Origin of the sequence: Conexibacter sp. W3-3-2 (genome assembly GCF_009707605.1) — a bacterium.
Classification (GTDB): Bacteria; Actinomycetota; Thermoleophilia; order Solirubrobacterales; family Solirubrobacteraceae; genus Paraconexibacter; species Paraconexibacter algicola.
The window spans coordinates 206,177-220,006 of the sequence record NZ_WLYW01000002.1; the positions used below are offsets into that span (position 1 = coordinate 206,177).

Here is a 13,830-nt window from a genome sequence, read left to right on the forward strand (position 1 = left end):
TCGAGGATTAGATGTGACGGTTGACGCACCTATCGGCAGGGGTGGTCCGGCAGTTGAGCCGCCCCGCGCGTCTGGGATGTCCGACGGCGGACGGAGTCGCGCTTGTCGGCCCAGCACGGGCGTACTCCCAGGAGGCGCCGCCTGGCGCAAGGCGGCTGAGATCGACGGCATACGCCCGGTCGGTCCGGAATCCGTATTGTGCGCTCCAAATGTCCGCTTTGTCGCAGTTCGCCACGACGTTCACGAGCCGGCGGTCGTACGTCGTCTTCATCGCTGCTGTGACGCTCTCGCTGAGCGCCGGTCCAGCGTTGGCGTCCGAGCATCACGACCACGACGACGTGCAGGTCTCGACGGCGCCGTTCAAGGTCGCCGGCCAGGACACGCCGGTGGCGATCGTGGCGGAGAACTTCGACGCCCGCCACGACGGCGACACGTACGACCGTTCGGCGACGTCGCGCGCGGAGACGCCGGGATCGGCGATCCCGGTCACGCTGAACCTGCCGGACACCTGGAACTGCGGCGGCGGGACGACCACCGACAACACCGCCAACGCGCTCAGCAACGCGCCGGTGGTCAAGGCCATCTACGCGTACACCACTGACACCGGCAACCGGTTCTCCCAGTGGGCGAGCACGATCCAGCAGATGGTCAAGCGCTCGATGAACCTGGTCGCGCGGGCTTCGCCGGACGGCAGTCGTTCCAACGGCCGCACCGTGCGCTACGACCTCGGCACCGCCTGCAACGCGCAGGAGGTCGACATCACCACCGTCGCGCTCCCACAGCCCTCCTCCGCCTACAACAACCGTCCCGCCTCTGACGTCCTTGCGGATCTGCGACAGCAGGTCAACGCGGTGACCGGCGCCGGCGAGCCGAACAACAAGATCGTGCTGCTGGACCGCGTCACCGGCCTCCCCGCAGGCCTCGCCAGCTCCTTCGTCAGCGACGCCCGTGGCGACGCTAGCCCGCATCAGCTCGGAGGTCAGTTCGGATTTCTCGCGCCCAACGGCACGCCTGACGCGCCGTTCCAGGTGTTCGGTAGCAGCTCCGACCCGCTCGACCATGCAGCCCGGATCCTCACGCACGAGGTGTTCCACATGCTGGGGAGCGTGCAGAGCACCGCGCCCAGCGCGGTCTCCGGTGGGCACACCAAGCAGTCCAACGACATCATGTCGGCCGGCGGGTTCGGTGCGACCGCGTGCGACGAAGGGTCGCCGTTCCCGCAGATCGATTGCGGCGGGGAGGACTACTGGAACCCCGCTCCGGCGCCGGGCAGCTATCTGGCCACGCACTGGAACCTTGCGGACTCCGTGCTTCTGTGCCCGACAATGCGGTGCGCGATGATGAGTCGCGCGCCGTTCGGACGCATCGCCAGCGACCCACCGAACGGCGCCAGCGTGGGTCAGGCCGTCGCCTTCGACGCCTCCGGCAGCATCGACACCGACGGTGACGACATCGTCCGCTACCAGTGGGACTTCAACAACGACGGCGCGTTCGACGCCGAAGGTCCCACCGTCACCACCGCCTTCCCCGCCCGGGGCACCGCGACCGTCCGGCTGCGCGTCACCGACAGCACCGGCGAGTTCGGTCTGCAGGTCCGCACCCTCACCATCGGCGCCCCCACCATCAACCCCGGCCCGGGCCCGAGCCCCGGACCGAACCCCGGGCCGGGCCTGAACCCCGGGCCGGGCCTGAACCCCTTGCCCAGCCCGGGACCAAGTCCCACGCCAAGCTCGAACCCGACGGCCTCACGGTTCTCGTTCAACATTGACCGCACCAAGGCCAAGCAGACCCGCGCCGCCGTGATCAAGACCGGCGTGACCGTCGCCGGCGCCATCACCGCCAAGGGCTCCATCACCATCACCGTCCGCTACGGCGCCAGCAAGGTCGCCACCGCAACGATCAACCGCTCCGCCAAGGGCAACTTCTCCCAGGCGATCAAGCTCACCCCCGCAGGCAAGAAGACCGTCACCACCGCGTTCAAGACCAAGAAGACCCTCACCTTCAAGGTCACCGCAGCTGCCACCACCGGCCGCGACACCGCCACCGTCAAGATCACCAGGTAGCCCACACCCGGGCATCGGGCCGGCGAGTCCTCGAGGTGCGGGCGCGCCCGGGGGCTCTCGGTCGGCGCATCCTGCCCGTGCCGCGTCCGTCTGTGCAACAGGTGTCGCAGCGCGGGGGTGAGGGGCGTGGGATGGTTGTCGGGTGGCTGGGATCTTCGTGCGGGATGGGGAGCGGTACGTGGCGATGACCGAGGCGCCGTTCGATGCGGAGGCCGTCCTGCAGCAGCTGATCGCGCAGCACCCGCAGGTGCTGGTGGATGAACGCGGCGGGCAGCCCCGGCTGCTGCTGCTGGAGCGCGAGGCGGGCCTGGGGGACGATCCGGCGACGGGGTCGCGGTTCAGCCTCGATCACCTGTTCCTGGACGCGCGCGGAGTCCCGACGCTGGTGGAGGTCAAGCGTTCAAGCGACACCCGCGGTCGTCGGGAGGTCGTCGCGCAGATGCTCGACTACGCCGTGCGCCTGGCCGACAGCTACCCGCTCGCGCGGATCACGGAGCTGTTGGAGGCCGCGGCGGCCGGGGCAGGGAGGGGGCTGGGCGAGCACCTCGAGGCCGAGCTCGGCGCCGGCGATCCGGACGCGTTCCTGGCCCTGGTCGGCGCGAACCTGGAGGTCGAGCGGTTGCGGCTGGTGTTCGTGAGCGATCGGATCCACCCCGACCTCGAGCGCATCATCAGCTTCCTGGACCGCCACCTCGACGCGATCGCCGTGACCGCGATCGAGGTCCGCCAGTACGTCGACGCCGACGGCCACCACCAGACGATCGTTCCGCGGATCATCACCAGCCCGACCGCCGTCGGCCCCTCCCCACGCCCGCGAGCGCGTTCGATCACCCCGGCCCAGCTCACGGCCTCCCTCGAGGAACACCATGCGGGGTCCTCAGCGGTGCTCCTGGAGATCCTCGCCTGGGCGACGTCACGCGAGGACCTCAAGGTGCACTGGAACACCCGCTCCGCCGACATCCGACTGCGTGACGGCGCGATCGTCCTGCGCGCGTGGAACGACGGCAGCCTCGAGCTGCACGTCGACACACTCCATCGCCGAGAGCCGAATCGCTGGGACCACGCCGCGATCGCCGCCCTCCTCAGCGAACTCGAGATGATCCCCGGCGTGACCTTCACCCGCAACCGCCAACGCTGGCCCCGCACACCCCTCGCGGGCCTCGCAGCCCCCGACGACCTCCAGCGGTTCCTCAGCGCGGTGGCGACGGCAGTGACCTGACGTGGCGGCGGTCGGCCGCGAGCGCTTGCTCGGCCAGGTCGTCGCCCGGTCCTCGCGTTCGTCGACCCGCGCCGCGACGGACACGCGCCCCGGTAGCTGCGACGTGGCGCGCGGTAGCGATGGTCTGTGGGTCTATGCTCGGGGCATGCTTCCGAAGCGTGGCGGCACGCCGGCCGTCAGGATCGCTGATGCCGACCGCGAGCACGCGGCGGAGCGTCTGCACCGCGCAATGGCCGAGGGCCGCATCTCCGTCGAGGAGCTCGAGGAACGTCTCGCGCTCGTCCATGCCTCCCGGTACGCCGCTGATCTGGTCCCGGCACTGGCGGATCTTCCCGGCGGGGCGCAGGAGGCGCTCCCTTCCGGCCAGCCGCTGGTTCTGCGCGCGGGGGCCAGCGGGCTGAAGCGCGCCGGTCGCTGGAGCGTTCCCGCCAGCATCCAGGTTCGCAGCAGCATGGGGTCGGTGCATCTTGATTTCTGCGACACCGCGATCGTGCGCCCGGTCGTCGATATCGATCTCCGGCTCGGGGCGGGATCGGCCAAGCTGCTGCTCCCCGACGGTGCGACTGCCGATGTCGACGAGTTGGTCGCGAGCATGGGCAGGGTCAAGAGCGCGGTCAGCGCCCGCAGGACCTCCACCGCCCCGCATTTCGTCATCCGCGGTCGAACGATGTTCGGGTCGGTCGAGATCCGCAAACGCCGCTCGATCGCCGGAATCAAGTTCTGACCGCACGGGGCGCCACCCCGGAGAAGCAGCCCGGCCGCCCACGCAGACGCACAGCAAGCGGACACCCCCGGGGTCGTCGCAGGGGATACGCAGCAGCCTCGAGAGTCGTGAGTGGCTGCAGGCGATCACCGAACAGACCGCTGCGCCTTAGCCTCGATCCACCGCGTAAACGGTGAGCGCGCTCGGTCCGAGGGGGTCGAGCGCGTGAGCGGTGGCTCGGGAAGCCGATGGTCCGCCAACTGAGCTAGCGGTCGCCTTCGGAAGCTGTTGAGGCGGCGGTTGAGCAGGGTGTGCGTGCAGGGGCCGTCGCGGAGGTCCTGCGGTGCGATCGTCGTCGAACGAGTGGCCGGCGGTCAGGCCGGCTGCAGGGCGCGGATGCGTTCGAGGGCTTGGGTGAAGGCGTTGCGCCAGGGCCAGCGGGCTGGCAGGTGCAGGGTCCAGCGCCGGGCGGTGCGGGTCAGTCGGCCGGGCAACGTCAGCCAGCGGCGGCGCAGGGTGCGGGCGGTGCGGATGGTCTGGTTGGGGGCGCCAAGCAGCTGGGTCCAGCGCAGCAGGTTGTGCGCGATCGCGGCGAGGACCGTCCAGGCGCTGTTGGCGCAAAAGCGGCCGGAGGGGAAGTGCGCGAGGGCCTGGTCTTTGAGGTCGCGGATGGCCAGCTCGATCTGTGCGTGCTGGCGGTGCTCGGCCTCGACGAGCGCGAGGTCGTCGGTGCGGTTGGTGATGAACGCGTAGTGCTCCCAGGTCGGCAGCAGCTGGCCTTGGCGGTCGAGGGTGCGAACGCGGCGAATCACGAGCCGGCGGCTTGTGGCCCATTCGGTTTCGGCGATCTGGGCGATCGAGGTCTTCGGGTAGTCCTCGAGCGTGGTCCATGCGGTCTCGTCGATCGCTTCGATCGCTGCTCGGATCTTGGGGTTCTGGCGAACGCCGATCGAGAAGTCCCAGCCCGCGGCCTCGAGCTTGTCGAAGGTCTTGTTGTTCCAGAAGCCGCTGTCGGCGCGCAGCAACCTGGGGCCGGTCGCGTTCGTGCGGGCGATGCGGGCGATGAGCTCGTCGAGGAACCGGCCGGCGCCCCTGGAGGTGTTCGCCGAACCCTTCCTGAGGCGGATGTGCAGGACCTCGCCGGTGTCGGCGCGCGTGGCGAGGATCGGATGCATCCCGCGCACGCGGGTGTAGCCGAACGCCGCGCCCTGCTTCTTGGATCCGTAGACCTCACCAACGAACGAGTCGAGGTCGATCACCAGCCGCCCGTCGCCCGGCCCCGCGCCAGCGGCCCAGGCGCGCGCGACGAGCTCACCGAGGACACGGTCGAGCTGGCGGACGTGCCCGAACGTGAACGCCCGCAAGAACGTGCCGAGCGTCGACGGGGCAAGCACGCGGTGGCCGACCAGTTCGGCGGTGCGCCCCGAGCGCAACAGGTCGCAGTCGTCGATGCAGTCGGCGCCGAGCGCCATCGCCGAGACCAACGTCATCGCCTTCGCGCCCTCCAGGCCGGCGCCGGGACGATCACCGAGATCGACGGTCTCGTCGATGAGCTGCTCGGCCCCAAGGCGTTGGGCAAGCGTCGCGACCAGCGCGATCCCGGCGCTGGCGACCGCCCGCTCATCGTCAAAACAGACGTCGATCGCGTCCAGTCCGGACGGCCCGCCATGCTGCACCACGAAGGTGACCTCCTGCTGCAGGACCCCGGATGCCGCTACATCCGTGAAAAGCCCTGCTCAGGAGGTCATTCTTCGCTAGCAACCGGACGACACCGGTCTAGCCTCGCGGTGGATCGAGGCTTAGGTGCTCCCCGATGAGCTGCACCTGATCGCCACCGGGATCGTCAGCAGCGCATGGGCCACGGGCGCCACGCTGGAGCCCTCCGAGCTCGCGGCCCGCGCGCACGAGATGCACCGCAGGCTCGACGATCCCTGACCGAGCCGCGGGACGGTCATTCACCACCGGCACGGGGCGATCGTCGGCGGCCTGCACACCCGCCGGTCACCGTGGAGCCATGCGCTTCTCGATCCCGGTTCTTGCCGCCGCGTGCGCGGCGCTGATGGTGCCGTCGGCCGTTTCGGCGGGCACCTTCGACGTCATCGGCTGCGCGGACGGCAACGGCACCGGCACCCACCATGGATGGACGACCGACATCAGCGGCGCGTTCGCCTATACCTCCGCGGGCTGCGCCGCCGGCCAGGGCCTGTCGGTCAGCCTCGACAACACGCAGGTGATCGCGAGCAACGCGCGGGCGTGGTGGACGTTCGCCGTACCGTCAGGCGCGCAGGCCGAATCCCTGTCGATCGAGGAGGTCCACGGCAACCACCGGGTCGCGCTCGGCCCCAGCGACGGCGGCCACCCGACCTTCGCCTGGACCCGCGACCGCACCGACGGCAACTACAACGGAGCGCAGGAGTTCTTCTCCTGCACGAGCTTCCAGGGATGCCGCTCCGTAGACGGCGGCCTGGCATGGGGACCGCCGTCTCTGAACAACACCCGCGCGGTGCGCTTCTGGGTGATCTGCGGCGGCAGCCAGTCCTGCGTCCCGCACCCAGGCCAGAACCAGGCATACGCCGCGGTGCGGGACATCCGCGTGCGGATCAAGGATCCCAACGCTCCCGCCGTCGGCTCCGTGGACGGCAGCGCCCGCGCAGACACGACCTGGCACGGGTCGAAGTCGCTGTCGGCCTCGGCGACCGACAGCGGCGGCGGTCTGCACTCCCTGCGCCTCAGCGTCGACGGCCAGACCGTCGCCTCCGGCAGCTACTCCGGCTGTCGGCCCCCGTACCGCGCTCCCGTGCCCTGCCCAGGGTCCGGTAGCGCCGAGCTCATCTACAACCCCGCCCAGGTCCCGGACGGCCAGCACGTCATCCGCGCCTACGTCGTCGACGTCGCCGAGAACGCAAGCCTCGCCATGGGGCCGCGGACCGTCGTCTTTGACAACCACCCGCCCGCCCAGACGCGCGAGGGCACCATCGACGCGCCCGAGGCCCAGGTCGGCGTCGAACTCACCGCCACTCCGGCCGCCTTCAACGGCCAGAACCACACCACGACGCTGCAGTGGCGCCGCTGCAACGCCGACGGCACCGGCTGCACGGACATCCCCGCCGCCACCGCCTCCACGTACACCCCCACCGCACAGGACGAGGGCAAAAAGCTGCTGCTGCGCACGATCGCCACCGACGCAGGCGGCACCGCGACGCACACCACCGCGATCACCGCCGGACCGTTCGCCGACGGGCGCACCGTGAAGCCCGCCGCACCGGTCACCGCCCAGGGAGACCCCGGACAGACGCCCGGCGTCGCCGCAGGCACCGGCAGCCCCGCCGCGGCCCCGGCCGGTGCGCCCGTCAACCCCGGCGCCAGCACCAGCCCAGGCGCGGTCAAGCTGACCGTCGCCGGCCCCTCGACGCGAACCGTGCGATTCAACCGCTCCGCGACGCTGAGCACGCGCCTGAGGACCGCGCAGGGCACGCCGATCGCCGGCGCCACCATCTACCTGCTGGCCCGATCGGCCACCAGCACCAGCACCAGCGATCAGCAGGTCGCCGCCGGCCGCACCGACGCCAACGGACGCGCACGCATCACGAGCCCCAAGGGCGCCAACCGCATCCTCACCGCCGCCTACAAGCCGCAGCCCACCGACACCGCCTGGGCGGCCAAGACCGAGATCAAGCTCTACGTCCGCGCCGCCAGCAGCCTGCGACTGAGCCGCACCCGCATGCGCAACGGCCAGCTGCTGCGCCTCAGCGGCCGCGTGCAGTCCCGGCCCCTGCCGCGCTCCGGCGTGCTCGTCCAGGTCCAGGCCCGCCGCAAGGGCACCAAGGGCTGGAAGGCCGTCGCACCCGCACGACGCACCGCCGGCACCTGGAAGCTCAGCTACCGCTTCCGCTCCACGACCCGCACGCGCACCTACGAGTTCCGCGCCCGCGTCCTGCGCGACAGCACCTACTCCTACGTCACCGGCAGCTCGAACACCCGCCAGGTCCGCGTCCGCGGCTGACCCAAGGCGGGGGGCCTCGCCGTCAGCAGGGCTGCTTCAGCGTGCCTTGGCCGCCCGTGCTGACGCCGATGTGACTACGAAAAGGTGTACGCGCTTGCACGAAACCGTTAGAGGCTGGGCTCATCGACGCGCGAGACGACGCGGGAAGGTGAGAACTGGACTCGGTCGGGCCGAAGCCTGCGCACGGCGTTGCACGCTGTGGGAACGGTCAACCGTGACTAGCATTAAGGGTTGCCGTACGCACGGCTACTGTCGCTACCCGTGCAGGCCTTCGAGCGCGCCGACCAACGCGGCGACGCGGCCGGCGCGTTCAACCTCGGGGTCCTGCTCAAGGAGCGGGGTGAAGTCGAGCGTGCCGCGGAAGCCTTTGCGAGGGCACGGGCGCGACGTGAGGCAGGCGTGTGACGGACGCGATGTCGTCCTCCGCTCAGCGTCGGTCCGATGATGTCGAAACGTCGCGGCTTGCCTTATATCGTTCGGGCGTACATGATAGCTCGATGAGCGATATAGCGACCTTGTTTCCGGTTGGGGTGCCGCTCGACGAGCAGGACCAGGTCGGGCGACCCTCGTTCCTGGACGATCTCGACGCGCGGATGACGCGCGGCGAGAAGCACAAGCTGTTCGCGACGCGACGGACGGGGAAGACCAGCGCGGCGCGCGCGATCGTGCTGCGGTTCCGGGCGCGGGGACGTCCGGGCGCGATCGTCGATCTCGCGCGTCTGCAGAGCGCCGCGGCGACCGCGGAGAGCTTGATTGCCCAGCTGCGACCGGCGAGCGCGGCAGCCCGGAAGGGGAGGAGCGGCGCCAGCCGCGTGCTGAGGAGCGCCAGCCAGGGCCATAGCTCGCAGGAGGGGCTGGTGGGGCAGACGCTTGCGCGACTTCTTGACCCGGCGGCCAAGAGTCCGGCGGAGGTGCTCGAGAGCCTGGGTAAGAGCGTCGGGGAGCACGGCGCGTCCGCCGTCGTGGTGCTGGACGAAGCACACGTGCTGGCCGACTGGCCCGCCGACGAGCAAGCCGCGATCCGATCGGTCCTGCGCGAGGACCGATCGGTCGGGGTGCTGGTCGCCTCAAGCGAGGCGCACGCCCTCGAGCACCTCACCGCCGACAACGGTCCGTTGCGATACGCGGGGACGCGGCTGCCGCTGCCCGCCATCATCGACGCGGACTGGCGTAGCGCGCTGACCGACCGCTTCCGACGGCTCGGCGCACCGATCGAGCCGTCGGCCCTCGCCGACCTGCTCGAGCTCTCCCATCGGCACCCGTACTGCACGATGCTGCTCGCCCGCGAAACCGCGGTGGTCAGCGAGTTCCTGGAACAGACGACGCAGGCCGCTGTGCGGGCCGGCCTGCTCGTTGCGCGCACCGACGAGGCGTGGGAGCTACGCCATGATGGACTGGACTGACCTCTTCAGCCCCGAGCACGTCGAGCGGGCCGCCGCGCGGGACCGGCCGTTGCTGCTGACCTGTCCTCCCGGCGCCGCGGATCTCGCGCTCCTCACGCTCGCCCGCCCCGGCCCGGCCCTCACCCTGGACGCGCGCCTCAGCGCCTCCAGCGATGCCCTGCTCGTCGATCTCGTCCGCGGCACGCTCACCCAGATCGCACCCGCGAGCCAGTTCCACACGGGCGTCAGCACCGTGCACCGCGACGACGCGCTCGCGATCGCCACCGCCTACGGCAACCCTGACGTCGCGATCGCCTCGGCGATGGGTGCACCGCATGCCGACCTCACCCTCGACAAGGCGCTCAGCGCGGTCCCCGACGGCACCGAGCTGCGGATCCTGCACGCCGACCTGCTGGACCCCGACATCCTGTGGGCGATCCGCGGCCACGCCCAGGACGGACGCCCGACGGTCCTCACCAGCCGCCCCTGGGCCGCGCCGGCGCTGCTCAAGCGCGACGCGGCGATGTTCGGGACTGCACAACACCTCGAGCTCCCCGCCGCGATCACCCCGGCGCAAGCCCGCGCGGCCGGGCGCACGGACGCCGAGATCGACTGGATGCTCGCCCGCACCCGGGCCGCACGCGCCCCGTACGCCGAGCTCGCCCGCCTCGCCGCAAGCACGGCCGACCTCGACACCGCCTGGAACGCCGCGCGCGACCGGCGTGCCGCATCGACCGGCAGCGCGCTCACCATCGCGCGCCAGCTCGCGCCCTGGGGCGCGCGACTGCTGCTGGCGATCGCCGCCGGCGCACGCCCCTACCCGGCCGTCCCCAACGTCACCCCGCCCCGTGTCGCCGGAGCCCTCCGCGCCCTGCAACGAGCCGACCTCATCTACCAACCCGCCGCTCGCCAATGGGCCCTCGCCGACCCGTTCCTGGCCGCCGCGCTGACCGAAAACCCGCCGCCCCGCTGAACCCGCAGGGCCGTTCGTGCCGACCTGACGGGCAGCCTGCCTCGAGATCGCCGAGGCGGTCGCCGCTCGCCACGTGGCGCCGGCGACCCGCCACGTGTGCGAGAGCGTGTACCGCGGCCTCTTCGCGTGGCCCAGCCCGCCGAGGGACCGAGGGCGATGACCGCCCCGGCAGCCGGGCTAGTGGTCTCGTCAACCCTCCGGGGACGCGGCTTCCCGTGGCTCGTCCTGTCTCCTCGACGCGCTCGTGCGGGGTGACGGGAGCTCGGGGAGCGGTGATTCTGGTCCGGAGCGTCTGCGGCGGGGAGCAGGAAGGCGGCTGGGTCGAGGTACTTGCGGCTGGCGGCGCGTTGCAGGCGTCCGGCGCGCAGGGCGTCGCGGACGGCCGACCAGAGCCCGATCTCGTAGCGGGTGCGCAACACGCGTCCCTGCTCGTCCAGGACCCAGGCGCGGAACTCTGCGAGCAGCAGGGCGCAGCGCTCGCGGCCGCGAGGGTAGTCTCTCAAGACCGTTGCCATGCAGGTCGATGCAGCGCCTGATCTGATGCTTGCGATCGCCGAGACACGTGACTCCCTTGAAGGCCGCGCGGGGACGTTGCTGGGGCGCGCCGCGCTGGGTGTGCTGAGCGTCGTGGCGCTGTGGTTGACGATCTGCTGTGGGTCAGCGGCGGCGTTCGGCGCGGGTGAGACGCTGGTGGTCGATTACCAGGCGGGCGGGGGCTGCGCGTCGTTCGGCAATCCGGGGTGCGGTGCCGTGTTCGTTGTCGATGCTGCGGGGCAGGCCCGTCGGGTCTGGACGGCCGGGCCGTGGGTTCATCCGACCGGCGTGCTGCGCACCCGCGCGGGCGAGGTGTTCCTGACCGCGCAGAGCAGCGCCAGCGGCGGGGGCGGCGCGGTGCTGCGCTTGGATCCGCAGACCGGTGAGGAGACGCTGATCGCCAGCTCCGGGTACCTGCGTGATCCCAGCGACCTGACTGAGCTGCCCGACGGTCGGCTGGCGGTGGTGGACATCACCGCGTTTGGCGGCGGGGGCGGCGTGATCGGCGTGGACCCCGCGACCGGGGCGCAGACCCACATCTCTTCCGGGGGCTTGCTTTCCAACCCGGTCGGCATCGCAGCCGACGCCGCGGGCACCCTCGTGGTCGGCGGAGGCAGTTCGGGCTCGGTCGTCGGGATCCGCCCGTCGACCGGTGTGCAGTACCGCATGGCCAGCGGCCCGCCGCTGGCCGACCCGACACGCCCCGCGATCGACGCCGACGGGACCGTCCTCGTCGCCGACCGGGAGACCGCTGGGGCCGGCGCGGTGGTCCGCGTGGACGGCGGTGCGCAGACCGCGACGGTCGTCGCCAGTGGCTCGGACTTCGTCGACCCCGTCGCGGTTGGGCTGCGCGCCGATTCCGCCGTCGAGGTCGCCGACCAATCGGCCTTCGGTGGCAGCGGCGCGATCTTCGCGATCGCTGCAGGGACGGTCTCGGTGCGCTCGAGCGGGCCTGGATTTCTCCAGCCCACGGCGCTGCTGCCCTTCCAGACCACCGCCCCGGGAACCGTCACGCTGGTTCAGGACGGCACGCCCAGCGCCCCGCCGCCGGGCACCGGCGAGCCGACCACGCCGACCGGGCCAGACCCCGCCCCGGCACCGGACCCGGCTCCCGCTTCACCGGCGCCCGAAGGCGGCACCGCGCCGCAGCCTGGCGGCGCGGGTGCCGCTCCGACGCGTGCAACCGCACGCCTGGCGGTCCGCTCGCGCCACGGGGAAAGCGTCCTGACCGCGACCTTGTCCGGCGCCCCGGGAGAGCTGCGGCTGCTGCGCGCAGGCAAGACCCGGCGCCGCTGGCCGCTGCCCGTGGGCAAGTCTCAAACCCGCGTGCGGTGGACCTGCAGCATTGGCGGCGTGGAGGAGGCCTCGGTGGTGCTGGCGGGTCAGCGGCGTGCGGCGGTCACCGACGACCTGTTCATCGTGCCGTGCCGGGAGCGCTTTGAGGGTGTCGTGAACGAGCCGTATGTCGGGCGCGCGCTGAAGGCGACGCTCGTCGATGCGTGGGGACGCTCGAGCCCGGTGAAGGTGTGCGAGCGGCGACACTGCGTCTTCGGTCGAGCCGGGAGGTCCGTGACGCTCGCGCGCCGCAGCAGGCAGGGCCGCCATCGCGTGCGCTGGATCGTCGGCGGGAAGGTGGTCGCTCGCGCGACCGTCACAGTGCGGCGACCGCGACCCAGCAAACCCAAACCTGCACCGACCTGCTTCGACGGCCGCTTGGTGCTCGAGAAGCTCGTGGCGGTGCGCTGCCTTGAGGCGTTCTCGGTCGTCAACAACTGGGTCGCGGGCTTGAGCATCTATCCGTGGGTATGCACCTACGCACGCCGCCACGGCTACTGCTCAGCCCCGCTGCTGCAGATCACCACAGACGATCTGCAGACGCCGGCGTTTCGGTTCCGCCCCCAGCGCTAGTGCGACGCCGCGTCTGGAGCTCCCAGCCGCGGCCGGCACCTCGAGTCCAGCAGCGCGCTGCGCCACTGCGCCGACGCTATGGCGCTGGTAGCCGACGGGGTCTGCGCGTCCGGGATCCCGGATCGTCGATCCACGGTGCAAGGAGTTGCCTCTCGTCTGTTCCGTGCGCGCGAACCACCCGCGATCTCGCTGCACCCGGTGCGGCCTGCACATCACGAGATCCGCGTTGCTGGTCAAAGCGGGACCGACGTCGCCGTCGCGAGCACCGGCGGGCCGGACAGGCAGAGCTTGAGGCTCAGATCGAGGCGCTCTTGCGCTGATTGCAGGTGTCGCAGAGCAGTTGCAGATTGGTGATCGCGTTGGAGCCGCCCTTGGCCAGGGGAATGATGTGGTCGAACTGCAGCAGCTGTGTGCTGCCGCATCCCTGGCAAGCGCCGCCGTCACGTTCCCACACGGCGGCACGGACCTTGCGGGTTGGTGTCCGACGCTTGGTCGGTGCGCCGTGGTTGTCGTCCAGGACGCTGCGCGCCCATGCCACCTCTTCGCGATGTCGGCGCTCGGCGTCGAGAAGTCGGGCCTGCGAGATGAGCTCGTCCTCGCGCGCGCGGGCAGCCTTCGCGGCTCGCTGCTGGGCCGCCTGTTCCTTGGCCTGTGCTTCGGCGCGCGCTTCTCGGCGCGCCTCGTTACGCGTGACGCGCGTGACGTGGCGGGCGAACTCGTCGAGAGAGAGGTGGTCAGGAGTGACCCAGCAGTCGAGATTGACCATCCAGTAGTGGTGCCCGTCGGCCTCGCCGAGGTACGCCACGCCCCTGAAGTATTCGAGCCAGCTTGCTCCGGCAGGCCGAGGGCTAAGCCTCGATCCACCGCGTAAACGGTGAGCGCGCTCGGTCCGAGGGGGTCGAGCGCGTGAGCGGTGGCTCGGGAAGCCGATGGTCCGCCAACTGAGCTAGCGGTCGCCTTCGGAAGCTGTTGAGGCGGCGGTTGAGCAGGGTGTGCGTGCAGGGGCCGTCGCGGAGGTCCTGCGGTGCGATCGTCGTCGAACGAG

At 71.2% G+C, this 13,830-nt stretch carries 11 protein-coding genes; 9 read left to right on the forward strand and 2 right to left on the reverse strand.

Annotation, left to right across the window (positions count from 1 at the left end; genetic code table 11):
• Positions 1–53 precede the first annotated feature (53 nt).
• The 3 genes from GKE82_RS24255 to GKE82_RS24265 all read left to right on the forward strand — a co-directional run bounded on the left by GKE82_RS24255 (position 54) and on the right by GKE82_RS24265 (position 4,006).
• Positions 54–2,063 (forward strand): PKD domain-containing protein, encoded by a 2,010-nt coding sequence (locus GKE82_RS24255; protein ID WP_154735524.1) that lies wholly within the window; start codon positions 54–56, stop codon positions 2,061–2,063.
• A 142-nt stretch (positions 2,064–2,205) separates the two neighbouring features.
• On the forward strand, positions 2,206–3,282 hold the full coding sequence (locus GKE82_RS24260) for a hypothetical protein (RefSeq protein WP_154735525.1): 1,077 nt from the start codon (positions 2,206–2,208) through the stop codon (positions 3,280–3,282).
• A 145-nt stretch (positions 3,283–3,427) separates the two neighbouring features.
• Entirely contained in the window at positions 3,428–4,006 is a 579-nt protein-coding gene (locus GKE82_RS24265) for a DUF1707 domain-containing protein (RefSeq protein WP_154735526.1), read from the forward strand.
• A 353-nt stretch (positions 4,007–4,359) separates the two neighbouring features.
• On the opposite strand, the gene GKE82_RS24270 is transcribed toward GKE82_RS24265, so the two are convergent.
• On the reverse strand, positions 4,360–5,664 hold the full coding sequence (locus GKE82_RS24270; protein WP_196189339.1) for an IS1380 family transposase: 1,305 nt from the start codon (positions 5,662–5,664) through the stop codon (positions 4,360–4,362).
• Between the two features lie 124 nt (positions 5,665–5,788).
• Here GKE82_RS24270 and GKE82_RS30225 point away from each other — a divergent pair, with 124 nt between their 5' ends.
• The 6 genes from GKE82_RS30225 to GKE82_RS24295 all read left to right on the forward strand — a co-directional run bounded on the left by GKE82_RS30225 (position 5,789) and on the right by GKE82_RS24295 (position 12,785).
• On the forward strand, positions 5,789–5,920 hold the full coding sequence (locus GKE82_RS30225; protein WP_255451149.1) for a hypothetical protein: 132 nt from the start codon (positions 5,789–5,791) through the stop codon (positions 5,918–5,920).
• 79 nt (positions 5,921–5,999) lie between these two features.
• Positions 6,000–7,988: a hypothetical protein gene (locus GKE82_RS24275; protein ID WP_154735527.1), complete on the forward strand. Its 1,989-nt coding sequence runs from the start codon at positions 6,000–6,002 to the stop codon at positions 7,986–7,988.
• Positions 7,989–8,249: 261 nt separating this feature from the next.
• Entirely contained in the window at positions 8,250–8,393 is a 144-nt protein-coding gene (locus GKE82_RS24280) for a hypothetical protein (RefSeq protein ID WP_154735528.1), read from the forward strand.
• Positions 8,390–9,391, forward strand: coding sequence for a hypothetical protein (locus GKE82_RS24285; RefSeq protein ID WP_154735529.1), 1,002 nt, complete (start codon positions 8,390–8,392; stop codon positions 9,389–9,391). The genes GKE82_RS24280 and GKE82_RS24285 overlap by 4 nt, the downstream gene beginning before the upstream one ends.
• Positions 9,375–10,343: a hypothetical protein gene (locus GKE82_RS24290; protein WP_154735530.1), complete on the forward strand. Its 969-nt coding sequence runs from the start codon at positions 9,375–9,377 to the stop codon at positions 10,341–10,343. Before GKE82_RS24285 ends, GKE82_RS24290 begins: the two co-directional genes overlap by 17 nt.
• A 513-nt stretch (positions 10,344–10,856) precedes the next feature.
• Positions 10,857–12,785 (forward strand): hypothetical protein, encoded by a 1,929-nt coding sequence (locus GKE82_RS24295; RefSeq protein ID WP_154735531.1) that lies wholly within the window; start codon positions 10,857–10,859, stop codon positions 12,783–12,785.
• Between the two features lie 295 nt (positions 12,786–13,080).
• Here GKE82_RS24295 and GKE82_RS24300 read toward each other — a convergent pair whose 3' ends face one another.
• Positions 13,081–13,590, reverse strand: coding sequence for an HNH endonuclease (locus tag GKE82_RS24300; RefSeq protein ID WP_309233837.1), 510 nt, complete (start codon positions 13,588–13,590; stop codon positions 13,081–13,083).
• Positions 13,591–13,830: the final 240 nt, after the last annotated feature.

Coding starts and splice junctions, on each gene's coding strand:
- GKE82_RS24295 (WP_154735531.1), top strand. CDS start 10,857: ATGCAGGTCGATGCAGCGCCTGATCTGATGCTTGCGATCGCCGAGACA.
- GKE82_RS24275 (WP_154735527.1), top strand. CDS start 6,000: ATGCGCTTCTCGATCCCGGTTCTTGCCGCCGCGTGCGCGGCGCTGATG.
- GKE82_RS24290 (WP_154735530.1), top strand. CDS start 9,375: ATGATGGACTGGACTGACCTCTTCAGCCCCGAGCACGTCGAGCGGGCC.
- GKE82_RS24265 (WP_154735526.1), top strand. CDS start 3,428: ATGCTTCCGAAGCGTGGCGGCACGCCGGCCGTCAGGATCGCTGATGCC.